This is a genomic window from Mucilaginibacter sp. BGA-UO-ETr-C110 (assembly GCF_059567985.1).
On sequence record NZ_JCAQPB010000002.1, the window covers coordinates 5,772,527 to 5,798,805 of the forward strand.

Annotated in this window: 25 protein-coding genes; 5 read left to right on the top strand and 20 right to left on the bottom strand. The window is 43.2% G+C overall.

Translation table 11 applies throughout. The features are described 5' to 3' along the window. Window positions 1-22: 22 nt before the first annotated feature. The 13 genes from AC57BQ_RS24910 to pdxA all read right to left on the bottom strand — a co-directional run bounded on the left by AC57BQ_RS24910 (window position 23) and on the right by pdxA (window position 13,152). A complete protein-coding gene (locus tag AC57BQ_RS24910; protein ID WP_496408818.1) occupies window positions 23-1,414 on the bottom strand; it encodes a LutB/LldF family L-lactate oxidation iron-sulfur protein in 1,392 nt (463 codons plus the stop codon). A 118-nt stretch (window positions 1,415-1,532) separates the two neighbouring features. Next, on the bottom strand, window positions 1,533-3,104 hold the full coding sequence (locus AC57BQ_RS24915; RefSeq protein ID WP_496408819.1) for a M28 family peptidase: 1,572 nt from the start codon (window positions 3,102-3,104) through the stop codon (window positions 1,533-1,535). 70 nt (window positions 3,105-3,174) lie between these two features. Next, window positions 3,175-3,609 carry a ribose 5-phosphate isomerase B gene (rpiB, locus tag AC57BQ_RS24920; protein WP_496408820.1) on the bottom strand — a complete coding sequence of 145 codons (435 nt, stop codon included), beginning with the start codon at window positions 3,607-3,609 and terminating at the stop codon, window positions 3,175-3,177. Window positions 3,610-3,930: 321 nt separating this feature from the next. Next, the gene (gene tatC, locus AC57BQ_RS24925) at window positions 3,931-4,794 is read right to left on the bottom strand and encodes a twin-arginine translocase subunit TatC (protein WP_496408821.1); all 864 of its coding nucleotides are present in this window, start codon (window positions 4,792-4,794) and stop codon (window positions 3,931-3,933) included. Window positions 4,795-4,866: 72 nt separating this feature from the next. Then, window positions 4,867-6,201 (bottom strand): acetyl-CoA carboxylase biotin carboxylase subunit, encoded by a 1,335-nt coding sequence (gene accC, locus AC57BQ_RS24930; protein ID WP_496408822.1) that lies wholly within the window; start codon window positions 6,199-6,201, stop codon window positions 4,867-4,869. Window positions 6,202-6,339: 138 nt separating this feature from the next. Next, on the bottom strand, window positions 6,340-6,816 hold the full coding sequence (gene accB / locus AC57BQ_RS24935) for an acetyl-CoA carboxylase biotin carboxyl carrier protein (protein ID WP_496408823.1): 477 nt from the start codon (window positions 6,814-6,816) through the stop codon (window positions 6,340-6,342). A gap of 173 nt (window positions 6,817-6,989) precedes the next feature. Then, window positions 6,990-7,979: a beta-ketoacyl-ACP synthase III gene (locus tag AC57BQ_RS24940; protein WP_496408824.1), complete on the bottom strand. Its 990-nt coding sequence runs from the start codon at window positions 7,977-7,979 to the stop codon at window positions 6,990-6,992. Between the two features lie 11 nt (window positions 7,980-7,990). Further along, window positions 7,991-8,929, bottom strand: a complete 939-nt coding sequence (plsX, locus tag AC57BQ_RS24945) for a phosphate acyltransferase PlsX (protein WP_496408825.1) — start codon at window positions 8,927-8,929, stop codon at window positions 7,991-7,993. Window positions 8,930-8,945: 16 nt separating this feature from the next. Then, window positions 8,946-9,137 (bottom strand): 50S ribosomal protein L32, encoded by a 192-nt coding sequence (gene rpmF / locus AC57BQ_RS24950; protein WP_090472767.1) that lies wholly within the window; start codon window positions 9,135-9,137, stop codon window positions 8,946-8,948. 14 nt (window positions 9,138-9,151) lie between these two features. After that, complete coding sequence (locus AC57BQ_RS24955) at window positions 9,152-9,676, bottom strand: YceD family protein (RefSeq protein WP_496408826.1); 525 nt, start codon at window positions 9,674-9,676, stop codon at window positions 9,152-9,154. Between the two features lie 258 nt (window positions 9,677-9,934). Further along, window positions 9,935-10,738, bottom strand: coding sequence for a hypothetical protein (locus tag AC57BQ_RS24960; protein WP_496408827.1), 804 nt, complete (start codon window positions 10,736-10,738; stop codon window positions 9,935-9,937). A 92-nt stretch (window positions 10,739-10,830) separates the two neighbouring features. Continuing rightward, window positions 10,831-12,015 (bottom strand): DUF5009 domain-containing protein, encoded by a 1,185-nt coding sequence (locus AC57BQ_RS24965; protein ID WP_496408828.1) that lies wholly within the window; start codon window positions 12,013-12,015, stop codon window positions 10,831-10,833. A gap of 81 nt (window positions 12,016-12,096) precedes the next feature. After that, window positions 12,097-13,152 (bottom strand): 4-hydroxythreonine-4-phosphate dehydrogenase PdxA, encoded by a 1,056-nt coding sequence (gene pdxA, locus AC57BQ_RS24970; protein ID WP_496408829.1) that lies wholly within the window; start codon window positions 13,150-13,152, stop codon window positions 12,097-12,099. 218 nt (window positions 13,153-13,370) lie between these two features. Here pdxA and rsmA point away from each other — a divergent pair, with 218 nt between their 5' ends. Continuing rightward, complete coding sequence (rsmA, locus tag AC57BQ_RS24975) at window positions 13,371-14,159, top strand: 16S rRNA (adenine(1518)-N(6)/adenine(1519)-N(6))-dimethyltransferase RsmA (protein ID WP_496408830.1); 789 nt, start codon at window positions 13,371-13,373, stop codon at window positions 14,157-14,159. A 477-nt stretch (window positions 14,160-14,636) separates the two neighbouring features. Beyond that, window positions 14,637-15,944 carry an alkaline phosphatase family protein gene (locus tag AC57BQ_RS24980; protein WP_496408831.1) on the top strand — a complete coding sequence of 436 codons (1,308 nt, stop codon included), beginning with the start codon at window positions 14,637-14,639 and terminating at the stop codon, window positions 15,942-15,944. A 402-nt stretch (window positions 15,945-16,346) separates the two neighbouring features. Here AC57BQ_RS24980 and AC57BQ_RS24985 read toward each other — a convergent pair whose 3' ends face one another. The 3 genes from AC57BQ_RS24985 to AC57BQ_RS24995 all read right to left on the bottom strand — a co-directional run bounded on the left by AC57BQ_RS24985 (window position 16,347) and on the right by AC57BQ_RS24995 (window position 18,444). Then, window positions 16,347-16,910, bottom strand: a complete 564-nt coding sequence (locus AC57BQ_RS24985; RefSeq protein ID WP_496408832.1) for a hypothetical protein — start codon at window positions 16,908-16,910, stop codon at window positions 16,347-16,349. A 186-nt stretch (window positions 16,911-17,096) separates the two neighbouring features. Further along, the gene (locus AC57BQ_RS24990; protein WP_496408833.1) at window positions 17,097-17,627 is read right to left on the bottom strand and encodes a hypothetical protein; all 531 of its coding nucleotides are present in this window, start codon (window positions 17,625-17,627) and stop codon (window positions 17,097-17,099) included. Between the two features lie 103 nt (window positions 17,628-17,730). Beyond that, window positions 17,731-18,444: a hypothetical protein gene (locus tag AC57BQ_RS24995; protein ID WP_496408834.1), complete on the bottom strand. Its 714-nt coding sequence runs from the start codon at window positions 18,442-18,444 to the stop codon at window positions 17,731-17,733. Between the two features lie 249 nt (window positions 18,445-18,693). Between AC57BQ_RS24995 and AC57BQ_RS25000 the strand changes: the two genes are divergently transcribed. The 3 genes from AC57BQ_RS25000 to AC57BQ_RS25010 all read left to right on the top strand — a co-directional run bounded on the left by AC57BQ_RS25000 (window position 18,694) and on the right by AC57BQ_RS25010 (window position 20,906). Then, window positions 18,694-19,623, top strand: a complete 930-nt coding sequence (locus AC57BQ_RS25000) for an NAD(P)-dependent oxidoreductase (RefSeq protein ID WP_496408835.1) — start codon at window positions 18,694-18,696, stop codon at window positions 19,621-19,623. A 309-nt stretch (window positions 19,624-19,932) separates the two neighbouring features. Further along, on the top strand, window positions 19,933-20,406 hold the full coding sequence (gene greA, locus AC57BQ_RS25005; RefSeq protein WP_090472776.1) for a transcription elongation factor GreA: 474 nt from the start codon (window positions 19,933-19,935) through the stop codon (window positions 20,404-20,406). A gap of 104 nt (window positions 20,407-20,510) precedes the next feature. Then, a complete protein-coding gene (locus tag AC57BQ_RS25010; protein WP_496408836.1) occupies window positions 20,511-20,906 on the top strand; it encodes an HIT family protein in 396 nt (131 codons plus the stop codon). 169 nt (window positions 20,907-21,075) lie between these two features. Here the strand turns inward: AC57BQ_RS25010 and ruvC are convergent, their stop codons facing one another. From ruvC to AC57BQ_RS25030, 4 genes are read right to left on the bottom strand one after another with little or no spacing between them, the layout of a single operon-like run. Beyond that, window positions 21,076-21,654, bottom strand: coding sequence for a crossover junction endodeoxyribonuclease RuvC (ruvC, locus tag AC57BQ_RS25015; protein ID WP_496408837.1), 579 nt, complete (start codon window positions 21,652-21,654; stop codon window positions 21,076-21,078). A gap of 57 nt (window positions 21,655-21,711) precedes the next feature. After that, window positions 21,712-22,347: a leucyl/phenylalanyl-tRNA--protein transferase gene (aat, locus tag AC57BQ_RS25020; protein ID WP_496408838.1), complete on the bottom strand. Its 636-nt coding sequence runs from the start codon at window positions 22,345-22,347 to the stop codon at window positions 21,712-21,714. A gap of 11 nt (window positions 22,348-22,358) precedes the next feature. Continuing rightward, window positions 22,359-24,302 carry a DUF3857 domain-containing protein gene (locus AC57BQ_RS25025; protein ID WP_496408839.1) on the bottom strand — a complete coding sequence of 648 codons (1,944 nt, stop codon included), beginning with the start codon at window positions 24,300-24,302 and terminating at the stop codon, window positions 22,359-22,361. Between the two features lie 6 nt (window positions 24,303-24,308). Further along, a complete protein-coding gene (locus AC57BQ_RS25030) occupies window positions 24,309-26,240 on the bottom strand; it encodes a DUF3857 domain-containing protein (protein WP_496408840.1) in 1,932 nt (643 codons plus the stop codon). Between the last annotated feature and the right edge of the window lie 39 nt (window positions 26,241-26,279).

Sequence of the window (26,279 nt, forward strand, 5' to 3'; positions counted from 1 at the left end):
TAGTTTTGGATGTAGTACAGATCTATTCTTCTTCCTGAACACGGTTTTTTTCCTGCCACTGTTTGCTGAATGATTTTTCGGCCACATTTGGCATATCCCGTAGGTGCCCCCATGTCTTTTTAAAGAAAGTTTTAAGGAGGTAGTTCTTCATTTTACCGCCAAAAAAGTCCATGAGTTTGCGTTTGAGCATACCTTTTGTCCAGATACTCCAGCCCCAGCGCTCTTTAGAGGTAACCAGGTGTTCTTTTACCGCATCGCGACGGTTAAGGAGTAACATTTTATGAATGTCGATTTTAACAGGGCAAACCTCGGTACACCTGCCGCATAAACTTGAGGCGTAGCTTAAGTGCTTAAACTCGCCCATCCCCCTGGTATGTGGCGTAATAATGGAGCCAATAGGGCCGCTATAGGTTGTATTATAAGTATGGCCGCCTATGTTTTTGTAAATAGGACAAACGTTTAAACAGGCACCGCAGCGTATGCAGTATAATCCCTGGCGCTGTTCTTTCTGAGCTAACAGGTTGGTGCGGCCATTATCCAGTAATATCACATACATTTCGTCGGGCCCATCGGTTTCATTGGGTTGGCGCGGGCCGCTTAAAATGGTATTATAAACCGTAAGGTTTTGGCCTGTACCATGGGTGGATAACATAGGCCAGAACAGGTCGAGATCCGTAATAGAGGGTATCAGCTTTTCGATACCCACAATCGCGATATGTATTTTAGGGAACGTGGTACATAAGCGGGCATTTCCTTCATTTTCACTAATAGCGATACTGCCAGTATCAGCCAGTAAAAAGTTGGCACCGGTAATACCGATATCGGCTTGCAGGTATTTGTCGCGCAGTAATTCGCGTGCTTTAAGGGTAAGCTGTTCCGGTGTGGCATCAATAGGGGTGCCGAAACGTTCATGAAATAGTTTGGCTATATCTTCTTTACTGAGGTGCATAGCCGGAGTAACTATATGGTAAGGTTTTTGCCCCAGGAGCTGTACAATGTATTCGCCAAGGTCGGTTTCTAATGATTCTACCTGGTTACTTTCAAGGAACTCATTTAAATGAATTTCCTCGGTAACCATTGATTTTGATTTTACTACTGTTTTAGCGTTGGCTTTCCGGATAATATTCAGGATCTCGCGATTAGCTTCTTCGGCGTCATTGGCCCAGATTACTTTGCCGCCGCGTTTTTGGAAATTGGCTTCAAACTCCGGTAAAAATTTATCCAGATTTTCCATTACCTTCCACTTGATCACATGCCCTTTGCGTTTGGCATTGTCAAGGTTAGTAATGCGGGAAAGACCGCGCTCAACGGCGGTGCTGTATTTATCAATATTATTATTGATAATACGGCGGTGATCAACGTCAAACGCCTTCTCTTCAGAGGCTACCAAAAACTCTTCCGCAGTGCTTCCCATATATGCGAAAATAAGATTTTTTTTGTAGAGAGAGGCATATATGCGTTTTCTGAATATTTGTCAGAAACAAAAAGAGACGCATATTTGCGTCTCTACATTTAAAATCTTCAAAAAGGTCTTACCTGGTTTCTTCAGATATTTTGCCGTCTACAAATGGTCGTTTATCACGGTTGGCCAGTTCCCAGCCTGTGTAAAATACCAGTTGCGCACGTTTAGCCAGTAGCGGGAAGTTGATCTTGCTTACTTCATCGCCAGGCTGATGATAATCTGCATGTACGCCGTTAAAGTAAAAAATAATAGGTACGCCATGTTTGGCAAAGTTATAATGATCACTGCGATAGTAAAACCGGTTTGGATCATTTGGATCATCATATTTATAATCTAAATGCAGCTTGGTGTAAGTATTATTGGCATTCTCCCCAACTTCATGCAGTTCTTTACTCAACATAGATGATCCTATGGCATAAACATAATTAGCTGAATCAGGCTTGCCTATATACTCTTCACCCACACGACCGATCATATCAATGTTGAGGTCGGCTATAGTGTTAGCCAGTGGAAAAACCGGGTGTTCAGAATAGTACTCGGATCCCAGTAAGCCTTTTTCTTCACCCACATTACCTAAAAACAGGATACTGCGGCGTGGGCCGTGCCCATCTTTTTTGGCTTGTGAAAATGCACGGGCAATCTCGAGTATCCCGGTAGTGCCGGAGCCGTCATCATCGGCACCGTTATTTACTTTATCCTTTGCATTTTGATCAGGGTTTAAACCGATGTGGTCATAGTGTGCCGAAAATACCAATACTTCATCTTTCAGGTCGGTACCCGGCATATAACCCAGTACGTCAACCGCTTTTACATCTTTCTTTTCGGTATGATAATTTAGTACGATATCAGTATTCGCAGTCACCGCTGGAGTCGTCTTAGCGGCCGACTGTGCCTTTAACTGTTCATAGGTTATACCGGTAGTTTTTAACAGCTCATCAGCCAGGTTGCTAGTGATATTGAATACCGGCGCATTTGGATTTGACGATGCTGCGTTTTCCTTTTTGATAGTTAAACGCGCACTTGCTATACTGTTACCGAAGCGACTCAATGCAGCAGCAATACCCGGGTTAGCTGCAAGTATGGCTAAGGGTTTTTTGCTTTGCAGGTTTTTAACAATTTTGGTACGGGCGGCCGTCATGCGGTAGCTTGTGTTGGGGGTAGAGCCGGCTTCTGGTTTGTCCTCATTTATCCAAAGCAGTATTTTCCCGGTCAAATCGATAGCGCTTATTTCAGCTTCGGTTCCATAACCCACGAATACGACTGTATTGGCAGTTAAGTTTTTATCGGGATAGGTTCCGGTAAGGTAGAAGTCTTTTCCATAAGAGAACACTTTTCCGTTTACTGTAAAATCGGTTACCTGCAACAGATTTTGTGTAAGCGGAACATCCAAAAAGTACGATCCATTTACAGGCGCCTGCAAGCCTAACCGTTTAAATTCAGCCGCGATATAATTTGCCGCTTTCTCGGCGCCGGGTTTCCCGGTTTCGCGACCCTCAAATGCGTCTGATGCTATTATACTCAGGTGTTTTTTGGCGTCATCAGCAGTGATCAGCTTGGCGTATTTTATAATGGTTGGATTTTGCTGGGCGCAGGCATTTAAAGCAAATGCCGATGAAATAGTCCACAGGTATATTTTTTTCATGTTTGTTAGTTATGTTCTTAGAATATTTTATTCCGGGCTTTCGACCTTGGGCTTTTTGCTTTCAGCTTCCTCAACAGGCAATTTTACCCACGCGTGTGGCATGGCGACCGCCTTCAAAGTCTGTACTTAGAAAGACTGCTACAATTTTTTCGGCCTCATCAATGCTGATAAAGCGAGCGGGAATGCATACAATGTTGGCATTATTATGTTTACGGGCCAGTTCTGCTAGTTCAACGGTCCAGCAAATGGCTGCGCGGATGCCCTGATGTTTATTGGCTGTAATAGCTACACCATTGGCGCTGCCGCAAACCAATATTCCCAGGTCAAATTCGCCGCTTTCAACGGCCGAAGCAACAGGGTGGGCAAAGTCGGGGTAATCTGCCGAGGTGTTGGAGTAGGTGCCAAAGTCCTTTAGTTCGGCTGCTGGTACGGTTTCCAGTAAAGCCTGTTTATAATCAAAGCCGGCATGGTCGGCGCCAATGGCAATCTTTAGCCCTTCTTTCATCAGTTAAATAAGTATTAAGTTAATGTACAAATGTGCAAATTATTTAGATGTGCAAATGTGCAAATTTCACATATGTGGATAGGTGCTTATAAAGACGTCATGGGGGGAGGCATAATCCTTAAAAAGCCAGACCATTTGCTTAAAAAATGGGTTTACATGGTTTACACTTTTTGGGGTTAACGCGTTTTTATATCATTTATAATCAATTAGTTATGATTTTTTTGCTATAAAAAAACGGTTTACAGTGTAAACCATGATTTTAAATAAAAAAAGCGGCTACTTAGTGACCGCTTTTTTTTATTTATTGTACGTATATCTTATTTACGACATTACCTCTTCGTGGCGTTTTAGTTTTCGTTTTTCAACCAAACCGGCTACTATAATACTTACTTCATATAATACAAACAGCGGGATACTTACTACAGTCATGGTTAACATATCAGGTGTAGGCGTTACTACCGCTGCGATGATCAGGATGATCACAATAGCGTACCTGCGTGTTTCGCGCATAAACTTAGGCGTTAAAATACCCAGATTTGATAATATGTAAACCAGGATGGGCAATTGAAAAACCACACCGGTTGCCAATGTTAAGGTAGCAACGGATGATATGTAGGAATCGATAGAAAATAAGTTCTGAATTTGGTCACTTACCGTATAGCTTGATAAAAAGTTAATGGACATGGGGGTAATGACATAATACCCAAACATCACACCCAGGAAAAACAGCATACAGGCATAAAAAACAAATCCGGTAGCGGCTTTACGCTCTTTTTCATGCAGGGCGGGTTTTATAAAGCGCCATATCTCCCAGATGAGGTAGGGGATACCCAAAGTAATACCTATAAGGAGCGCCGAATTGATCTGGAGTGTAAATTGTCCGGCCATTTCGGTATTGATCAATTGAATATTGATCTTCTCAATACAAAACCCAGAGCGATGTAAAGCTGCACCAAGATCGCACAGCATCCGGTATGTCCAGAATGCGGGCTTGCTTGGGGCCATAATAACGTTTTTGAAAATCCAGTCGTAAAAATAAAATACTACAGCGGTAAATATTACAATGGCTATTGATGCCCTTACCAAATGCCACCTCAGCGCTTCCAAATGATCGAAGAAAGACATTTCTGCCTCCATCGTTTTGCCTTTGTCTTTGATGGCTTTAATTAACTTGTTATCGCTCATGGTTTAAATACCGCTGTAAAAACGCTATTGTGCTAAGTACGTTTAATTATATGAAGATAGTTTGAATTTATATTAAAATTCAAAGGTTTCCATAAACTTGGTGGTGAAATTACCGGCACGAAAGTTAGGATCCTGCAATAATTTAAGGTGGAATGGTATAGTTGTTTTTACACCTTCTATCACAAATTCACTTAATGCTCTCTCCATTGTGCTTAATGCTTCATCACGGGTTTGTGCTACGCAGATCACCTTGGCTATCATCGAATCATAGTTTGGCGGGATCACGTAACCGGTGTACACATGCGTATCTATACGCACGCCATGACCACCCGGTGAGTGGAAATTGGTGATTTTACCTGGTGAGGGACGGAAACCATTGAACGGATCCTCGGCATTGATACGGCACTCGATGGCATGCATAGTTGGCTCGTAGTTTTTACCGGAAATAGGGATACCTGCGGCAACCTTTATTTGCTCCTTAATCAGGTCAAAGTTGATCACCTCTTCGGTAACCGGGTGCTCTACCTGGATACGGGTGTTCATTTCCATAAAGTAGAAGTTACGGTCTTTATCAACCAAAAACTCTACTGTACCAGCGCCTTCGTATTTAACGGCTTTGGCGCCTTTTATAGCCGCATCGCCCATTTTTTTACGAAGCTTTTCGGTCATGAATGGAGAAGGTGATTCTTCTACCAGTTTCTGGTGACGACGTTGGATAGAGCAATCGCGCTCAGAAAGATGACATACTTTACCGTATTGGTCGCCTACTACCTGTATCTCGATGTGGCGGGGATCCTGTACATATTTTTCCAGATAAAGGCCGTCGTTACCAAAAGCAGCACCCGACTCGGCACGGGCCGAATCCCAGGCATTTTCAAATTCCTCGTCTTTCCAAACAATACGCATACCGCGGCCACCACCACCGGCAGTAGCTTTTAATATAACAGGATAACCTATTTTGTTAGCTATGGCGATACCTTGTTTTACATCGGTAAGCAAACCTTCTGATCCGGGAACAATAGGTACACCGGCTTTTTTCATGGTTTCTTTTGCTGATGCCTTATCGCCCATTTTATTGATCTGATCGGCCGTAGCACCAATAAATTTGATACCGTAATCGGCACAGATAGACGAAAATTTAGCATTTTCAGACAAAAAGCCGTAGCCAGGATGTATCGCATCGGCATTGGTAAGTTCGGCTGCCGAAATGATATTAGGAATACTTAAGTAAGAATCGCGGCTTGGTGGCGGACCTATACAAACGGCCTCATCAGCAAAACGCACATGAAGGCTATCACGGTCGGCAGTTGAATATACAGCTACGGTTTTTATACCCATCTCTTTACAAGTACGGATAATACGTAAGGCAATCTCACCCCGGTTAGCTATTAATATTTTTTTAAACATCTTTTTTTAAATGTGCAGATTACAAATGTGCAAATATGCAGATGATAAATTACAGATATGCAGATGTGCAAATTATAAATGTGCAGATGAATTAAAACCGATCATCTGCACATCTGAAATCCGCATATCTGCAATCTACTAAATAGGTTCTACTAAAAATAAAGGCTGATCGTACTCAACCGGCGAAGCATTGTCAACCAATACTTTGACAATACGACCTGAAATTTCAGACTCGATCTCGTTGAAAAGTTTCATGGCTTCGATGATGCAAACAACAGTGCCTGTTTTTATTTCATCGCCAACGTTTACAAATAATGGTTTATCTGGACTGGCCGAACGGTAAAAAGTGCCGATCATTGGAGATTTGATAGTAAGATACTTTGAAGTATCAGCCGCTGCAGGAACTGCCGGGGCTGCGGCCTCTGCCACAGGTGCAACGGGAGCTACCGGTAATGCAGCAGGGGCGGTTTGTGCCGGGATGCTTGCATGAATAACCTGCGGCTGAACCTCGTTGGTTTTTATGGTGATCTTAAAATCTTTTTGCTCAATTGACACTTCGTTTACGCCTGATTTTGAAACAAAACGAATAAGGTCCTGAATTTGTTTAATATCCATACTTTGGGATTGAGTGGTTTTGGATAAAGTTTATTATCTAAGTTATATGATAATGTGCAAACTGGCAATATGCAAATATGCAGACTGCAAATGTGCAAATGTTTTTTATGATTTGGCTATAAATTAAGTAACATATTAAAATGAACAGATGTTTTATTTTTCTGTATGTACACTTAATAGGCCCATTTTAAATAAACAGAGCCCCAGGTAAAGCCACCGCCAAATGCCGCTAGAATAAGATTATCGCCTTTTTTGAACTTGCTCTCCCACTCCCACAAACATAATGGTATTGTTCCATTAGTTGTGTTGCCATAACGTTCAATATTGATGATCACTTTATCGGCACTTAAACCGGTACGACTGGCTGTAGCATCAATGATGCGTTTATTGGCCTGATGAGGTACCAACCAGGCAACATCATCGGCACCAAGGCCATTGCGTTCCATTACTTCATGGGCTACATCGGCCATGTTGGTTACAGCGAATTTAAATACCGCCGGGCCTTCCTGGTAAGCAAAATGTTCACGGGCCTCAACAGTTTCATGAGTTGCCGGTTTTACCGAGCCGCCGGCTTTTTGATGTAAATACTGGGCACCGGCGCCATCACTTTTCAGGATAGAATCGATAACGCCATAGCCTTCGGTATTAGGCTCAAGCAACACCGCGCCGCAGCCATCACCAAAAATAATGCAGGTAGCACGATCCTGGTAATTCACTATCGACGACATTTTATCGCCGCCTATAACCAGTACCTTTTTATGTTTACCGTTTTCAATAAACTGGGCACCTGTGGTAAGGCCAAATATAAAACCAGAACAGGCAGCCTGAAGGTCGAAACCCCATGCGTTCACCGCGCCAATTTTGTTGGCCAGGATGTTTGCTGTTGCCGGGAATGGCATATCGGGCGTAGTTGTGCAAAAAATAATAAGGTCAATTTCCTCAGCGCTTATGCCTCGTTTTTTTAACAAGCCATTAACCGCGGGAACTGCCATATCAGATGTACCCAAGCCTTCGCCTTTAAGTATACGGCGCTCTTTAATGCCTGTACGGCTTACAATCCACTCATCATTGGTATCAACCAGAGTTTCAAGCTCCTGGTTGGTTAGGATATAGTCGGGAACGTAACCATGTACAGCAGTAATAGCAGCATGAATTTTACTCATCTTTTATTTTTTTACTGAAAAGCTTGTTTAATTTTGTCCACCAGTTTGCTCTCAATCATGTTTTTTGATAAAAGGATCATGTTTTTGATAGCTTCGGGACTCGAAATGCCATGGCCTACAATTACCGGGGCGTTTACACCCAGGATAGGGCTGCCACCGTATTGCTCATAATTGAACCGGTCAAAAAACTCGTCATTAAGCTGTTTCTTTCGTGTTATCACATAAAACGATTCGGCAAGCTTTAATATTACATTACCGGTAAAGCCATCGCATACATAAACATCGGCAGTTTCACTAAACAGGTCGCGTCCTTCAACGTTACCTACAAAGTTAAACAGGGATGTTTCTTTCATTAAGGGGTAGGTGGCCTGACTTAGGATATTACCTTTTTCTTCTTCTTCGCCAATGTTCATTAAGGCCACACGCGGATTGGTTATATCATATACCGACTGTGCTAGTAAGCTGCCCAACACGCCAAACTGCACCAGAACATCTGGTTTGCAATCGGCATTGGCACCTACATCCAACAAAATACCCAAACCTCCTTTAAGTTTGGGTACAATAGTGGTCATAGCCGGACGAATAACGCCGGGAATGGTTTTTACGCTGAACATGGCACCAACAAGCATGGCACCGGTATTACCAGCCGAAGAAAAAGCTTGTATTTCTCCCTCTTTAAGCAACTGAAAACCAACCGAAATACTCGAATCCGGTTTTTGAACAATGGCTTTTGTAGGGTGTTCGCCCATACCTATCACTTCGGTTGTGTGTACAAACTCAAAGTGATCGGGGCTCACATTGTTTTCCTGAAGAATAGTGGCCGCAATTTCTTTATCACCAATAAGCACCAGTTTTTGGTCGGCAGATAAAGCCTTATAAGCTTCGATTGCCCCTAAAACGGCTGCTTTGGGAGCAAAATCACCGCCCATAATATCTAAGCCAATCTTCATTTTCAGAAAATTAAACTTATGCTACTGCTGCTTTCTCTATCAGTAATTTACCGTTGTAGTAAACGTTACCATCAACAGTATAAGCTCTGTGCGGTAAGTGAATAGCACCGGTAGTTTGGCAGGTAGTTAAAGTTGGAGCTTCAGCTTTGTAGTGTGTTCTACGCTTATCTCTTCTTGATTTGGATATTTTACGTTTTGGATGTGGCATGATCCTGTTATTTGTTATTTATTTATTTTCCTGAGTACATCCCACCGTGGGTCTGTCTGCTCATTTTGTCCGTCAGTTCCCGAAAGGTTATTTAACTTTTCGAGCATCTCTTTATCACAATAAGAGGTGTTACCCTCATCGCTGCATACCGATATAAATGGCATGGCAACATTTATGTATTCATATATTAACCCCGCTATATTGATCTCATGATCATTTTTACTCAGGGTGATGATCTCATCATCTTCGTCAATCACCTCGTCGCTAAATTTGGCGATCTGTTGTTCGGTTATATCCAGCGGTTGCGGATATTGAGCCAGACACCTGTCGCAGGTGGTGTTAACGGTTCCGCTGATATGAAAATTCAGTATCAGCATTGTTTCCTGTTTGTCCAACTCTACCTGGCACTGCAGGTTAGCCTTTTTTACAAGCGAGTAATCAAACTCGTCAAAAAAAGCATCGTCAACAGCGTATTCAAACTGGTGTTTTCCCAGTTTAAGCCCTGTAAAAGGAATCGAATATGTTCTAAGCGATTTCAATGAGCAACAATTAGCCCGCAAATGTAGGGAAAAATACCATAACTGGAAACTGTTTTTTTAATTTGGTTTTAGGCCTGATAAAACACTAATGGTTAAAGGTAAAGATAATACTTTAATCTACAAGGCTAATTATTAAAAACAGGGCATTATATAAACCGAATACCATTTCGGTATTTGAAAATAAACAACTGGTATTTGGTGTTAGGCCCGTTGTTTTAACGTTTTATTGAGCCGATATTTAGTAGCCAAAAGGGGGACTTATTTGATCGGGCTTTTATCATGAAGTGGGATTCGTATGCAAAGTAGCTTGCAAACTGTCTTAAGGGTTTTATTAGGTAGGGTATTTTTACCTGTAAGAAACAGGTTTACTTCTTCGTCACTGCCAATAATAAATGTTAGATGAGAGGGATTCATTTCGAGCATTTCCATTTTAAGTTTAATGACATCTAAAAGAGCAAGCCGGGGCAACTCAATATAGCAGGCTTCGTAATGCCTGATGAATGGTAGCAGTAAGGCCAACTCGTCAAATTCAGGCGTTCGGGGCTGCGCATCAAATAGGGCGATCGCTTTGTTCAAAGCGTTTTCGTATTCGGTTTGAGTTTTCAGATCCAATTCGCTGGCTACATAACCTTCAATTGTTGATGGGAATATTTCAGTGGCTTTACCTTGAGGAGCATCGGTACGATGAACAATTCTATCTTCTGATTCTTTCTTAGAACGACGTGTCGAGGCGGGCGTTGTAATTGTTACAGAAGTTGTAACGAGGTCAGGATATTTGATTCTTAACTTTTCAATCTTCGCGTTCTCATATTCGATTCGAGCTTTTTCGGTACCTATCCACACCATATAACCGGTTTTAAGCCATGGATTAAATTTAAATTCGATCCAATAATCGCCCCGGCCTAGACCAAACCATCCGTTAAGTATTCCTACTATAGGCTGGGTTTCGTTATTATTTGATTCCCAGTAAGGAAACTCTTTAATCCATGTTAAAAAAGCAGTTTGAGCCTCAGGATGTTGCTCAATATAATCGGCTATTTTATTTTTAGTGATAAGGTACATACAAGATAAGAAGCTTAAAGCACAAAGCCAAAGGCCTAAAGCTGTATTTGCTTTAAGCTTTGGGCCTTTAGCTTTAAGCCTTCGCCTTCAAGCTATATTTTCAGCCGGATATTGATCTTATCCAACAAACCGGTGAGCCAAACCATAACAAAAGCGAACAGGATACATTTAATAAGGCCGCCGGTTCCCTGGCTCAGGTATTCTGGATAGCCCAGGTTGCTCATTTCATACATGGGGTAAAACAGGAATGGCACAATATAACAGGTAAACGTGTTGGTGCCGGCCGGCTCAATGATCTTGAACCAGTTGTACTTATGTTTAAAGTCAACCACGTAAATAAAAATGGCGTACATCACCAAACTGATACCCGTACAAATAAGTACCCATGAAGGGGTATCGCGCGCCTTGGAAATGCCTCCACTAAAGTAGCGTACTATAAAGCCCATATTAAACATGATAATGGCAATCATGATCAGGGCGGCCCATAATAATTTAAGTTCGTTGTTGGCCTTAAGCCGCATATATAATACCGATACAAACACCCCCGCCATGGTGAAGGCCTGCATGGCTCCGTTGCCGGCTATCCATACATATTTTTGCAGAGGGGCAAGGAAATCCAAAAAGCCGAAATGAAAATCGATGTTAAAGAACATGAAGAATATCCATGCTGCCGCCTGGATCCACAGGTACCCCCCGGAGTAATAGTATATAAGCGCACAAAGCAGGTATGCCCAGCCTATCAGCCCCAGGATACCCCACCAGGTAAAGTGAAGCCAGGTATGCCCTGGGTCGCTGGTTTTATAGAGTATGGACATGGCCAGGAGCAATGCAATGCCAAATCCTTGTAATATGTATCGTTTAAGGTTGGAAGTATCTTTGCCGTAATCTAAAAATATAAAGAAGAAACTGAACGTAACCAGGCTTTCCCAAACGGGTTTGGGGAGCAGCGTTGTAACCTCGTTATAGGTTTCCATATTGGCATGATAAAAGCCAATAAACACCAATGCGAAAGATCGCGTCGCAATGCGCCACAACAGTTTATAATCGCCTTTTTTAAGCCTGTTTTGAAACGCGAACGGTATGGATAAACCTACAATAAATAAAAACGCAGGGAAAATAGTATCGGCCATACCTAAGGCATCAACATTTTCTCCAGCATGTTTGAGCCAGTTTGGTGTATTTGGAATACCGTCGAGGTCATTCACAAATATCATCAGGAACATTGTTACCGCACGAAAAGCGTCAATGGATCGGACTCGACTAAAAAAATCATTCATTAAAGTGGTAAATGCGATAACTAAGCAAATGTTTTAATCTAACGTTAATTAAATTGAAACATTACTATTACAGAGCGGATTTTAATCCCTGTCGCGGCTCAGTTTGGTAAATACCAACGGATTTTCATTCAGCTCCAGAGTTTCGCGACGATGCTTCACAATATGTATAGCCGTGAACAGCGCCTCACGGAATGATATTTCCGAAGCCTGGTTTTTACCGGCGATGTCATAGGCGGTACCATGATCGGGTGAGGTGCGTACAAAATTTAAACCTGCTGTAAAATTAACTCCCGATTCAAATGCTATTTGCTTAAAAGGAATAAGTCCCTGGTCGTGATACATGGCCAGTACGGCATCAAATTGCAAATAGGTTCCGTTGGCAAAGAAACCATCGGCCGAGTATGGGCCAAAAGCCATGATATCATTGTTGCGGGCCTCTTCAATAGCCGGTATGATCACTTCTTTTTCCTCGTTACCAATCAGTCCGTTATCGCTGGCGTGTGGGTTAAGGCCCAGCACCGCGATCTTTGGTTTGCGTATCCAGAAATCATTTTGCAGGCTGTGGTTCATCAGCTTAAGCTTGGCCAGTATTTTTTCGCCGGTAATACTTTCAGATACTTTACTGATAGGGATGTGTCCGGTTACAACGCCAACACGCAGGGTATCACTCACTAAAAACATCAGCGATTCGGCGGCGCCATCGCGTTGTTGCAAATATTCGGTGTGACCCGGAAAATTAAACTGCTCGCTTTGTATATTATCTTTATTGATAGGTGCGGTGACCAGGGCGTCGATATAGCCCTCTTTTAAGTCAAAGGTGGCACGTTCTAAGGAGATGAAAGCGTATTTGCCTCCAGCTTCGGTAACCTGGCCCATCTCAATTTTTACATCCTCTTCCCAACAATTGATCATGTTGGGTTTTTTTGGCTGCGATTGCGACGGATCATTAATAACATGAAAATTAAGCTCACTAACCTGGGTTGCACGGCGGTGAAACGAGGCTACCTTGGTATGCCCGTAAACAATGGGTGTACAATAATCGTAAATGCGGGCATCAGCCAGGGTTTTAATAATTATTTCTAATCCAATGCCATTTACATCACCTATGCTTATCCCTACTTTAATTTTTTCGCTCATGTTATTATGTATGATTACACTGATCATTATAGGATTTCACCGATTATATGATGATTTCACTGATGTTGATCTGTTATATTTATGTTGAAGCCGGCCTTAAACTTTATGCTTTTGGCCTTTGGCTTTCGGCTTTTTTTACTGCAAATAAAAGATTTTAAGCTTATAGTTCCTGAATAAAGCACAAATATGCCTTAATTTGCTCAAATATTTGATTAATAATGACGTTGGTAAGGGCAAAAAAACATTTAGGGCAACACTTTCTTACTGATAAAAATATCGCTTCCAAAATTGTGGACAGCCTGAAACCCGATGGCCGTTACCAGCACGTGCTTGAAGTTGGCCCGGGTATGGGGATATTGTCCGACTTTTTATTGCAGAAGCCTGAATACGAGGTATCCCTGATCGATATTGACGAGGAATCATACCAGTACCTGCAAAAAAAATACCCCCAGCTGGGCAGCCGCCTCATCAATGCCGACTTTTTGGAGATGGATTTTAAAGCGGTATTCAATGGTCCCCTGGCTATTATCGGTAATTTCCCCTATAATATATCCTCCCAGATACTGTTTAAGGTGCTCGACAACCGCGAGCAGGTGGTTGAAGTGGTTGGCATGTTCCAGAAGGAAGTAGCCGAACGCTGCTCCGCTAAAGCCGGTAGCAAGGAATACGGCATCCTGAGCGTGTTTTTACAGGCCTATTACAAGGTAGAATACCTGTTTACCGTAAAAGCCGGTGTGTTTAACCCACCACCCAAAGTGCTTTCGGCAGTGATCCGGTTGACGCGGAATAGCGCTGAGGCCCTGGACTGCGACGAGAAGCTATTCTGGCAAATTGTAAAGGCCGGTTTTAACCAGCGCCGCAAAACGCTGCGCAATGCCATATCATCATTGATCAACAAAGAACAGATGACCGGTAATACCACCCTCGACCTGCGGGCGGAGCGACTCACTGTTGCCGATTTTGTAAAACTCACCAACGAAGTGACGGCAGGGCGGAGTGCTCAGTAATTTTCCATCCCAAAAACTTTTTAAACCTTAAATTTTAACAAATTTCGCGTCGAAAACGGGTAAAAACGGCTCAAAAACGCTCGAAAAAATTCGATTTTAACACTTTTTAACAAATTTTAACACGGTTTTGATGTGTTTTTAAAACTTTAAAAAGTGTTAAGTAATTGTTTATCAAATATATGCGTTGAAAATGGGTTGTTTTTGGGGCCTTTATCCCTTAACTAAACAGGCCTGCTCCCTTTAAAAAAGAAAGCAGGCCCGTTGTATATCTATAAAGATACTCATTTTTTTTGACCCCGGTAATTATGCTTTCAGGCATATCCATCCCTCGCCATAAATAAATCGTCAGATGCTCTTCAGGCAAATTAAATAATCATAACATCATAAAAAGTTAACAGAATTACAAACACCTTTGCGCTGTTCTTTTTACCTGTTCGTGGATTCCCCCTACTCCCGCAAAACCCTGACCGGATTAATATGAAAAAACAATTATCAATAGCACTACTTGCCTTGTTTATGATAACAGGGCAGCTTATGGCACAAACTGCCAAACACGTTATCTTTATTACCATTGATGGCTTCCGGCCCGATTTTTACCTCGACAGCGAATGGCAAACACCTAATCTGCGTGCGCTGATGAAAGACGGCGCTTATGCCAAAGGAGTAAACAGTGTATTCCCATCCATGACCTATCCTTCACATACCACCATCGTTACGGGTGTGCAGCCCGCAAAACATGGCATATTTTATAACAATATATTTACCCCTGATGGAGCGCCGCAACAGCCTTACTGGCAGGATAGTTCCATTCATGCACCCACCATCTGGAAAGCCGCCAAAGAAAAAGGCATGACCGTTGCTTCGCTCTACTGGCCCGTATCTGCCAATGCTCCTGTAGATTATAACATCCCCGACATTGGTGGTCTGGGCGATGATGTTCGCGCGCAATATTCCTTACCGCAAGGTTTTTACGCTGAGGTGAAAAAAGAAGTGTTTGGTGGTGTTGACAAGATAGATGCCGGGAAAAATCAGAACATAGCTAAGATAGCCGCGTATGTGATCAAAAAAAGTAAGCCCGGACTGATGACTATTCACGTATTTTCTGTCGACCATGCAGAACATGTCGAGGGGCGTTACGGAACAGGTGTACAAGAAGCGGTAGCTGATGCAGATGCTGCCGTAGGCATTATCGTAGATGCTTTGAAAGAAGCAGGTATATGGGAAAACACGGTATTACTTATTGGCGGCGATCACGGATTTTATGATGTCAAAAAAACGATCGCACCCAATGTATGGCTAAAAGAAGCCGGGTTGATCAACGACCTGAAAACCGGCGACTGGAAAGCGCAATTCAATGCATCCGGCGGATCTGCTTACCTGTATCTGAAAGACCCTGCTGATAAAGCTACCGCCAATAAAGTGAAAGCACTATTGGATGCACAGCCCGACAGCGTGAAACAATATTACCGCATCATCAGTAGGCAACAATTGGACAAAGGTGGCTATAACCCAAACGTTGCCTTCGCAATTACCGGTGAGCATGACGCTGCATTCAGCGCAGCCAGCACCGGTAATGCCGTAAAACCCGGCAAAGGCGGTACACACGGGCATTTCCCCGATACAAAAAATATCCGTACCGGACTGATAGCCCATGGCCCGGGCATTCGTAAAGGCGCTGTGATCGAAGAAATGAACCTGCGCGATATGACGCCCATCATGGTAAAACTTTTGGATATTCCGTTTCCAAAAGTGGATGGAAAAATACCTGCGGGGTTATTGGAATAAGTGGAGTCTGTTTATTAATAACAGTTGTCATTTTTAATTCCCTCCCCACGGGAGGGGCGCGCCGGGCAGGTGTAATGGCAGGGAGGGGTTTCTACACGCGATGATTATCCTATTTCATAAACTTCGCTGTTCGAAGTCTCTGACTTCGAACGACTATGCCTGTAGTTTTAAACTACAGACAAGTGGCAGGTCCAATGTTTTCCTGTAGTCTGAAGACTACAAGCATAATGATTCGAAGTCAGAGACTTCGAACAACGCGAGCTTTGGCTTTTTTGGCCGGGTGTCATGCTGAGCTCCGTCGAAGCATGGTGGGTAGGCCTCTGCGCTCTACCCTTCGACGGAGCTCAGGGTGACACCCCGCTTCACATTATTCTTTTCATAGGCTATTCCCCCTTCAGGGGGTTAGGGGGCTATGGGGATCACTACCGGCGTATCCTGCATTTTTTTTACCATTTCGCCCATGCGTTTAATGAACAGGTAGTTGGCAGTTCCACCAATCACGGCGCCTACTACGGGTACCATTCTTTCGGCGGTGCGGGTGCCCAGTACCATCAGTAGTTTTTCGGCAATGCCCTCCATCATGGTTTTGGATATAGCCACACCGGCCTCTACCCTTAGCGAAGTGGCTACCAATCCCATAAAATCATTAAACTCAATTTGGTAACTGCCCTTGTTATAGTACATAACGGCCATAGTTACCCGGAATTGCTGGGTAATGAGGTTGGCAAAATCAAGAGGCATGCCTGCTATCAGCGTGACCATGCCACCGCTGCCCGATATAGCTCCCGAACCGGCCGCCATGAGCGCGCATTGGTTTATAAACTTATCCAGCCCCATGGTATCAACCCCTTTTTTTATCTTGAGCTGATCTATGTGGACAAATATTTGTTTAAAGCCGCTATCGGCCAGTTTGCCGGCCTGGTGTTTGATGTCAGAACCCAGTTTTTTTAATTTGATGAGTTTCATCTTTTGCAATTATTGATTTAGTGAGTTATTGAATTAGTGATTTAAAAAGCTTCAAGGATCTTTTATCATCTATAAATCAATAATCTTATAAGCTTACATTGCTATTCCCGTGCCAATTTATAAAGGCATGCAAAATGGCAGTCGGTTATTTGGATACTGATGGCCAATGAAATGGTTTTTCGGGGCTTAAATGGTGGCTGTGATTTTTCTCGCAACCTGATTGAAATCTTCCAGAGAAGTGGTTGATGTTATTTTGTTCACTTTCATATTGAATACTTTTTTGCCTTTTCTGACCATTATAAAATAAAAATGTTCATTATCGGTATGGAAGTAAGCTTCATCCCCCAAATTATCCAGAACCTTAATCCCATTGTGTTCATTAGCGGTTTTGATGTCTGCATATTTCTTTTGTGCCGAAGAAACCTGGTCAAATTGTTCCAGCAGAAAATAGATGGCACCTGTACTGCCGCTCTTTACGTCTTTCGCATTTGCCTGGTATCCGCACAGATATCTCGAAATCCCTTTTTCTTTTTTGGTCGAATTGTCGGTCAGGTGAAGCTTTTCACCCATTATTTTTTCCGCATCGGCCAGGGTCAATAGTTTGGCTGCAGTAACAGCCGTATCAATTGGGTTTGTTCTATGTGTAGCTGATCCCGATACCCGGGTACAGGTGCATAACATTATACCGGCGATCATTAAAAAGATGAAGTTTTTCATGACTATGCAAATTCTGGTTATCAACTGATTGGTTGTGGCTCGGGCTTTTTCATAATAACGTGTAAACGCCCTGCCGTATTACGTAGATTGAAAGAGCTGCCACTTATTTTGATGCCAATACCTCGCCTTTGTCATCCAGGGTTTCCATAATGGGTTGGTTTTGCTGATTGATATAAATTCTGAGGCGGGGACGGCCTTTATCGTCCCGCAAAAACAAACCGACTTCGCCTTTGGCGTTCTTACCTACAAAAAGCCGTTCGGCGGTTATTACACCCGGTTGCTGTAGTTTTTTAATGCCGGCATTGTAGGCAGCAGTATCATTTAGTTTTTTTAATGAATCGGCATAGGCTATTACCTTTACCGTTGGAAAGCTATCGTACTTATCCCACAGTTTTAAACCATAGCTGCGCTGCAGGCTGCCTGCATCTTTATCCTGGCTGTATTGGATCTGCATGATCTGGTCGTTTTGGTACTGATCGATAGAGTAGGTCATGCTGGCGCTCTTTTTATTGCCATCATACACCAGTCCGCCGCATTCGTCGCCATCATCATTAAAAAATATCATGCCGGCGGGACGGTCGCGTTTAGGTAGCTCTTTTCCGCCGATGGTTCCCGGGTGCTGACGTTCATGGTTACTGATAGCCATGCGGATCTGACCGTTGGCATCCACAATATCGATGCGCTCGGCAGTAATCTGTTTAAAATGACCGGCAGCGTTTACTTGTTTAAGCACGATGACCATAAACACCAGTACTATTACGGTTAAAACGCCCGCGTATATTTTTAATGCCTTAACCTGTTTCTGTAAGTTTTCCATAATTGAGATTTGTTGCTGAACAAATATATTTAAACGGGGGCGAAACGACTCACCCGACATCGCTAGCATAAAGAGAGAGCGAAATGTGTAAAAAATAACGTCATTGCCACGCTGTGCTCGCAATGACGCGCGAAATTAAAGAGTTCATCCCCTAATTATATTCAAACTGTAAAAATGAGGCATGCAATAAATAGCTGATGGCTAATCACATGAGGTTTTGTAAATTCGCCCTTTCCTAATATTTCGAAATTGAAAAATAACATTCTTATTGTCGACGATGTGCATCCCATATTTATGGAGATGGCCGTTGCCAAAGGTTACCAGTGTGATTACAAACCCCTGATCAAAGCCGACGAAGCCTTACAGATCATTGGCGACTATGCCGGACTGGTGATCCGCTCCAAATTCAGGGTTGATAAACAGGTGATAGATGCCGGAACCAATCTGCGCTTTGTGGCCCGTGCCGGCGCAGGTATGGATAATATTGACGAGGCCTATGCCGCGGAAAAGGGTATCAGCCTCATCAACGCACCCGAAGGTAATTCTGATGCCGTTGGTGAACATGCCATAGGTCTGCTGCTATCGTTAATGAACAATTTAAATAAAGGCGATGCCGAAATACGCGGCGGCAGCTGGCAGCGTGAGGCCAACCGGGGCTTTGAGCTTAAAGGTAAAACCGTAGGCATTATTGGCTATGGCCATATGGGGCATAGCTTTGCCCGCAAGCTGTCGGGCTTCCAGGTGGATGTAATTGCTTATGATAAGTACAAAACCGGCTTCAGCGACCGCTATGCCCGCGAAGTGAGTATGGAAGACATTGTGAAGCATAGCGACGTGCTGAGCCTGCATATACCGCTTACCCCCGAAACAAACGGACTGGTGGACGACGAATATCTGTTCCACTTTAAAAAGCCTATATTTTTTATCAATACTTCGCGCGGTAAAACCGCCAAGGTGAGCGCTGTATTGAACGCTATTAAGCAAGGTAAAATACTGGGCGCAGGTTTGGATGTATTAGAGGTAGAAAAATTCCCGGCCCTGGCCGAGCAGGTTTGGTTTGATGAACTGCGCCAAAGCGGCAGGGTGCTGCTGAGCCCCCACGTTGCCGGCTGGACATTTGATTCGTACCGGAAAATAAGCGAGGTAATGGCCGAGAAGCTGGTTGCGGTTAGTTCATAGATCATAGTTGATGGTTCATGGCCAAGACATTTGGTTGATAGTTCATGGTAGTAATAAATATTCCATATTCTCTCTTGCTATGAACTATGATCTATGAACCATTAACTATTAGCTAACCCGCAAAGCCGGTAAATAAATTTGGATATTAAAATTTAAATAACTTATCTTCGTTAAATACAAAAGCAAGACTATGTAGGCTCGGGCCCATGTAGTCTTGTTTGTTTTTAGAGTCATTGCGTCCTTCTTAAAACAAGGGGGGCGGTTTTTTTTTGGATGACCAACAGAATAAACATTTAATAATTTATTGTTATGGCAGAGGTATCATACTTTACCAAAGAGGGTTTAGAAAAATTAAAAGAAGAGTTACAGCGATTAAAAACTACCGGACGCTCGGATATATCAAAAGCGATAGCTGAGGCCCGGGATAAGGGCGACCTTTCTGAGAACGCGGAATACGATGCGGCAAAAGAAGCGCAGGGTTTGCATGAGGCTAAAATATCACAGATGCAGGAAACCCTGGCCAATGCTCGTTTGCTTGATGAGTCGAAACTGGATGTATCAAAAGTATTGGCTTTATCTGTTGTAAAGATCAAGAATGTTAAAAACGGCGCTACCATGAGCTACCAGCTGGTATCAGAAAGCGAAGCCGATATGAAAGCCGGTAAAATATCGGTTACATCGCCTATTGCTAAAGGCTTGCTAGGTAAAAAAGTTGGTGAAACCGCCGAAATCACTGTACCTGCCGGTGTTATTGAATTTGAGATACTGGAAATTAGCAGATAAGGCCATTTGTGAATGGTTGATTAGGTAAGTGGTTGATTAAGTTTTAAAAAATCGTTAACCCAATCAACCACCCAATAATCAACTTAATAAACTACTCACCAACCATGAGCATATTTTCAAAAATAATAGCAGGGGAGATTCCTGCGCATGTAGTAGCTGAAAGTAATGAGTTTTTGGCTTTTCTGGATATAAGTCCGCTGGCCGAAGGGCATGTGCTGGTGATACCCAAAAAAGAGGTTGACTATATATTTGACCTGGATGATGAAACCTATACCGGGCTGCACATTTTCGCGAAAATTGTAGCAACTGCACTCAAAAAGGCTATCCCTTGTAAAAAGGTTGGCGTTGCGGTGATCGGTTTAGAAGTACCCCATGCGCACATCCACCTGATACCCATGAACCGGGTTGATGACATGAACTTTGCCCGTCCGAAATTAAGCTTTACTCCCGAGGAGCTTAGCGCCACCAAAGAAAAGATCAAAGCCGCGTTGAAGGATTGATTTTTTGGAGGGATGCTTTCTCCACGCGTCATTGCGAGGTACGAAGCAATCCCCGATAGGCAGGGTCGATCTTTATAGTTTAGAGATTGCTTCGTACCTCGCAATGACGTGGTTTTTTATTGTTTTTCATCTGCACATCCGCATATCTGCACATCTGAAATCCGCACATCTACTTCACAATCCTCTTCACATTATCCTTTACAAAAGTATCCCAGCCGGAGTATGATTTTTTGTTGCCGCTTTTGCTGCCGGTGGATATGCGTTGAAAGGAATGACAAACAGCAACGGCCAGGCCATCGGTTGCATCCAGAAAATCGGGGGTTTCTTTAAAACTGAGCAGATTTTGCAGCATGGCGGCCACCTGTTCTTTAGTAGCGTTACCATTACCCGTGATGGATTGTTTTATTTTACGGGGTGCGTACTCTGTGATATCGATACTGCGTGAGAGCGCGGCTGCCATGGCTACGCCCTGCGCCCGCCCCAGCTTGAGCATTACCTGTATGTTTTTGCCATAGAAAGGGGCCTCAATAGCCAGGCAATCGGGCTTGTAATTATCAATAAGGGCTACGGTTTTTTCGAATATACGCTGCAGCTTGAGCATATGATCGTCCATCTTGTCCATCTTTACTACGCCCAGGGCTATGAGTTCAATTTTTGGTCCGGTTTCTTTAACCAGGCCATAGCCCATCACGGCGGTGCCGGGGTCGATGCCTAAAATAATACGTTCTTTGGTGTTTGCTTGCTGCACGTTTCAAAGGTAACTATATCGGAGCTAAAAGCGGAAGGCTTAAGGCTGAAAGCTTTTTTAATTTTCGGGGTTTAAAATCGCCATATACTCTTCCCGGCTGATCATGCGGGCACCCATCGATTCCATGTGATTGGTATGCACCTGGCAATCTACCAGTTTATAAAGACCGCTCTGACATACGTGGATGAGCGCGGTTTTGGAGGCATTGCTTACTTTACTAAACATGCTTTCGCCGCAAAAAACATCACCTACCTGTACGCCGTAGATGCCTCCAACCAATTCGCCGTTTTGCCAAACCTCAACAGATTGGGCATGACCTTCGGCGTGCAGCCGGTTATAGGCCGCTTTCATATCATCGGTGATCCAGGTACCATCCTGGCCCTCACGTGGAACGGTGGAGCAAGCCGTGATCACCTCATTGAAACAGGTATCGGCAGTAACACTAAACCTGCCTGAGTTGAGTACACGGCGCATGGAACCGGATATGTTGAGCTCTTGCGGATAAAGTACAAAACGTTCATGCGGCGAATACCACAGGATAGGCGTATCATCACTATACCAGGGGAAGATGCCGTTTTGATAGGCCAGCAGCAGGCGCTTGGTCGACAGGTCGCCGCCTACAGCCAAAAGCCCGTCTGGTTCGGCCAGATCGGGCTCAGGAAATACTAAACGTTTATCGAGCCTGAATATCATCAGGCGCAAATTTAAGCTTTGCGGCGAATCACCAGTTTTTTATTTTGAGCTTTAGCCACGGCATCCATATAAACCTGCATTTCGGTGTATTTAGCGGCGGGTATCATCTGGTTGGTTAAGTTGAATTTAGCGGTGCAGATCACCTGGTTTTTAGTAGCATCGTACTGATACTTTGCCTCATAGTTACCATACGTAAACTTCAGGTTTTGATCGGTAGGGAGGGTTTCCATTTCGAAACCTACTGGCAGATCAATAGTGGTTACACACGTTTTAGCAACCGGGGCCTTGAAATAGTAATTGGTTTTTCTTTTCTCTTCGGCGGGCAGGGTAAGGTCCCAAAGCATAAAGGCCAGCGGACGATAAAATTGCTTATCGCCGGTAGCGATGTCACAAAACTTATCATACTCCATATCAATGTTTACCTCCTTAAAGCCTTTGGTGTCATCGGCAGGTTTAAAGTTAAAAACAGAAGGTTGTTTGATATCCAGGTGTTTTAACAGGTACTCTTTTTGTTCATCAGCCTTGTAGGTGGGCAATACATCAACAAACATGCTGCGGTACTCGCCGCTGCTTAAAATATTGATGTGGGCTTTGGCACCTCCGTCGGCATCCAATACCAGATGCACCTGGCCGTTAAGCTGGTTGTCCTGTGGATTGCTGCGGGGGGTATTTACCAATTTGCCACCCTCGTCTGTGATCAGCAGGGCGTTGCGGTTTTCGGTAAATGGCCCCAGTTTGCCAAATGCGGTTGTACTGCTGGTGCACTCCAGCCAGGTGGTATCATTTTTAAAGGGAATACACAATATGGCATGGTTAAAGGAATTATTGGGAAATGCCTGGTTGGCTGGCTCTGCATTGTAACCAGCCCGGATAATGGCATAATTTGATGGTATATTAACAGCCTTAAGCAAAGCCCGCATGTAATTGGAAAGCGCTTTGCAATCACCGTATTTTTTCTGGTCGACAAAAGTGGCCGGGAAGGGTTTAAAACCCCCGATACCTAATTGGATACCAACGTAGCGCATGCTTTTTTGCATATAGTTATACAGAAAGCGGGCTTTCTCCTTATCGGTTTTGATGGTATCGGTCATTTGTTTTATCTGGGCGATACGTTCGGGACTTAAGGAAGAAACATCATCATTTAATGATTTTATCCAATTGCCGAATGATTGCCAGCTGGTAAAATCGCCGGGATAGCCATAGCAATTGAAAGTACTTAATGCGAAATTGATCTTGGGGATGATGGTCCAGCTTACAATATGTTCCTGTTTTTTGATAGCCTTGAGATTCTTAACCGTCCAGGTATAGGTGTCGAGGCCATCTGCATTGCTTTTAACGGGTTTAATATTGGTATTACTGTTCTGGAACCTGAAGCCCAGGGTAGGGGCTGCCGAGATCTTACAGTATTCGTTTTGTACGGCTTGCTCCATTTTATCTTGTACATACCAGCTGTTCAGACTAATAAAACTGCTTTCGTTCTCTTCATACTGAATTTCAATAGTTGCGGGATAGGCGGCTATGGCATGGCGTATGGCCAAAAAGCGCTGATCGGTCACCATGGTTTCATCATCAGCGGCCGAGCCGTCGTACATATCGCTTTTGTGATATTTTTTGATCAGCAGGCCTGCCGCATTATAAATGTTTATTTCGATGCCGCTGTATGAATCGTATTTTTTGTTGTAAGGCAATATAAAGGTAGCATCTGCATCGCCTTTATCATTGAGCACGGTTACAATGCTATGTTCTTTGGTGACCTGCCTGCCTGCTTCCTTCACAATAGTTTCACGTGCTTCATAGCGAATCACCACGTTGGCATCCTCTTTTAATGAATCGGGTATGGTTGAGGCTATGTACAGATCTTTAGGGATGTTTTTATCCTGGCTGTAGCCATGACTACAGAGTGCGCATAAGGCTGCTATAGTTAATAGCAGCCTGTTATATTTTTTAGTAAGCATAATTTATCAACCTTTTTTGAGTACTACCTGCTCATTCAACATTTCGTACATTTTTTTACAGAATTCATGAAACTCAGGATAGTTCTCTTTAAAATACATGGATTGTTTAAAATCAACATTAAGCCTGATCATGATGGAGCCATCCTGCTCGGCAACCATACGCCTGAAAACAATGCTTTTATCAGGGATCATCATGGTGATGCTTTTGGGCATGGCATCAACCTTATAACCGGCGGGTAATTTAAAAATGCCGGTTATGGCGTAGTTGTCGCGATAGCCAAAATCGATATCTGTAACACGGTTTTCATTCAAAAAAGGATTTGTTTTAAGGTCGGTGAACAGGTTGGAATTAAAGTAAATGTAATTGTCATCGGCCCCGGTAAGATCGAGGTTAAAGTCCATTTTTTGTTGCAGCGGCAGGGTATCAACCTCCATATTCTCAAACTTAACCGAAGCAATTTTCATGTTATTATTGTCGTTGCGCAAAAAGTCGATGTATTTTTTTTCACCATCGGTTTTATATTTCTTGATACAATTAACGCGGTTATAAACAAAGCTGCTGATATCGGCAGTTCCGGTCATTTTACCCTCGGGTTTTATTTCGGCATTGATGAGTACTACCTGCCTAACAGGGTCTTTATCATCTAAGAAGGCGAGATCATAAACTTGGTCGTCCTTATTAATATATAAACCAAATGAGTTTAGATAGTTGTTAGGTACCTGGTTGTAAATATTGTATTTGCTGGTGGCATCAAGCACATAGTATTTATTGCTGTCAACCGGAACATAAGCCACCGTGGTATTAAACTGATAATAGCTTGGATAAGCCGGGTTAACACGACCATGACTACGGGTACTCACGAGCATTGGGTATACTTTAACCCCCGATTTTTTGAGCAAGTGGGTAAGTATCAGATTAATTTCGGTGGAGTTGCCTATTTTTTTATCCCAGGCCTTTACCGTGCCATCATTAGTATAGCGGGCATAGTCATCGTTCCATTTCAGGGTGTTTTTAACCTCGTTAAATAAGTAGGCGATCTTATCATCGTCGGTTTTCAGGCTTTTGGCTTTGGCAATAATGGCTTCTTCGCCGGCAAGTTTACGGTTTATCTGGCCGCCAAAATCTTCTTCGTCTGCCTTGTTCTGACCAACTTTTTTCCAGGAATCTTGAAAAGTTTGCGTGAAGCCATTAGTTGGTTTGATACTTAACAGCTGAAACAGGATGCGTTCTGAGTTATCATTGCGGGAACTCATAAACGGCTCGTCTTTTAATGAAGGAATGTTGGCCAGTGCCTGGATATGGGCGTTACTTGAATTGGTTTTATCTACCACATAAGGGGAGTGCACATTTACCAGTTGTTTATAATATAAAATATCAGGTACATTGGTACTTAGTTCACTATAACGGGTTGGCAGGTCACTTTGGAAATACCAATCCGGAAGGTCAATAGAGGCGGAGGTTAAACGGTATTTGTACTCGAGGATGGAGCCTGGCTTTACGTTCGGAAAAGAAAATACCATGGCGGAGCGGTACTTGTCTATCAGTTCGGTAAATATTTGCTTTTTATCAACTTTCAGTATTTCAACCGTGCCATTGGTGGAGTTGATAGTTTGTGCCTGCAGGCCTGTAATATATTCGAGGCGGTTGGCGCTATAATATTCTATGCGGATGTTGGCTTCCGACTTGCCGTTATCGTTAAATACTTTAATGCGTTTGTGCCTTTCGGTCACAATGTTATAGGTTTGGTCAAAGTAAACCTCGGCCTTGTCAAAAAGGATCTCGGCGTTGGCGTCTTTTTCAAAATCGCAGGCTTTCAGTTCCAGATCGGCTTTATCAACTTTGCCAAATGCTTGTGTGGTGGGTACAGGTGCGGGTGTTTGCGCTTTGGCAGCAACTGCCATACACCCTAAAAGGAATAGGGTAAAGATTCTGTTCATGTGCTAAGGTTTAATCAGTAGTGACAAATAAATTACTAA

Coding starts and splice junctions, on each gene's coding strand:
- tatC (WP_496408821.1), bottom strand. CDS start 4,794: ATGAGCGATAACAAGTTAATTAAAGCCATCAAAGACAAAGGCAAAACG.
- AC57BQ_RS24995 (WP_496408834.1), bottom strand. CDS start 18,444: ATGGAAAACTTACAGAAACAGGTTAAGGCATTAAAAATATACGCGGGC.
- AC57BQ_RS24990 (WP_496408833.1), bottom strand. CDS start 17,627: ATGAAAAACTTCATCTTTTTAATGATCGCCGGTATAATGTTATGCACC.
- AC57BQ_RS24960 (WP_496408827.1), bottom strand. CDS start 10,738: ATGTACCTTATCACTAAAAATAAAATAGCCGATTATATTGAGCAACAT.
- AC57BQ_RS24980 (WP_496408831.1), top strand. CDS start 14,637: ATGAAAAAACAATTATCAATAGCACTACTTGCCTTGTTTATGATAACA.
- aat (WP_496408838.1), bottom strand. CDS start 22,347: ATGATATTCAGGCTCGATAAACGTTTAGTATTTCCTGAGCCCGATCTG.
- AC57BQ_RS25010 (WP_496408836.1), top strand. CDS start 20,511: ATGAGCATATTTTCAAAAATAATAGCAGGGGAGATTCCTGCGCATGTA.
- rpmF (WP_090472767.1), bottom strand. CDS start 9,137: ATGCCACATCCAAAACGTAAAATATCCAAATCAAGAAGAGATAAGCGT.
- plsX (WP_496408825.1), bottom strand. CDS start 8,929: ATGAAGATTGGCTTAGATATTATGGGCGGTGATTTTGCTCCCAAAGCA.
- AC57BQ_RS25025 (WP_496408839.1), bottom strand. CDS start 24,302: ATGCTTACTAAAAAATATAACAGGCTGCTATTAACTATAGCAGCCTTA.
- AC57BQ_RS24985 (WP_496408832.1), bottom strand. CDS start 16,910: ATGAAACTCATCAAATTAAAAAAACTGGGTTCTGACATCAAACACCAG.
- AC57BQ_RS24940 (WP_496408824.1), bottom strand. CDS start 7,979: ATGAGTAAAATTCATGCTGCTATTACTGCTGTACATGGTTACGTTCCC.
- AC57BQ_RS24910 (WP_496408818.1), bottom strand. CDS start 1,414: ATGGGAAGCACTGCGGAAGAGTTTTTGGTAGCCTCTGAAGAGAAGGCG.
- rsmA (WP_496408830.1), top strand. CDS start 13,371: ATGACGTTGGTAAGGGCAAAAAAACATTTAGGGCAACACTTTCTTACT.
- rpiB (WP_496408820.1), bottom strand. CDS start 3,609: ATGAAAGAAGGGCTAAAGATTGCCATTGGCGCCGACCATGCCGGCTTT.
- AC57BQ_RS25030 (WP_496408840.1), bottom strand. CDS start 26,240: ATGAACAGAATCTTTACCCTATTCCTTTTAGGGTGTATGGCAGTTGCT.
- accC (WP_496408822.1), bottom strand. CDS start 6,201: ATGTTTAAAAAAATATTAATAGCTAACCGGGGTGAGATTGCCTTACGT.
- AC57BQ_RS24965 (WP_496408828.1), bottom strand. CDS start 12,015: ATGAATGATTTTTTTAGTCGAGTCCGATCCATTGACGCTTTTCGTGCG.
- AC57BQ_RS24915 (WP_496408819.1), bottom strand. CDS start 3,104: ATGAAAAAAATATACCTGTGGACTATTTCATCGGCATTTGCTTTAAAT.
- pdxA (WP_496408829.1), bottom strand. CDS start 13,152: ATGAGCGAAAAAATTAAAGTAGGGATAAGCATAGGTGATGTAAATGGC.
- accB (WP_496408823.1), bottom strand. CDS start 6,816: ATGGATATTAAACAAATTCAGGACCTTATTCGTTTTGTTTCAAAATCA.
- greA (WP_090472776.1), top strand. CDS start 19,933: ATGGCAGAGGTATCATACTTTACCAAAGAGGGTTTAGAAAAATTAAAA.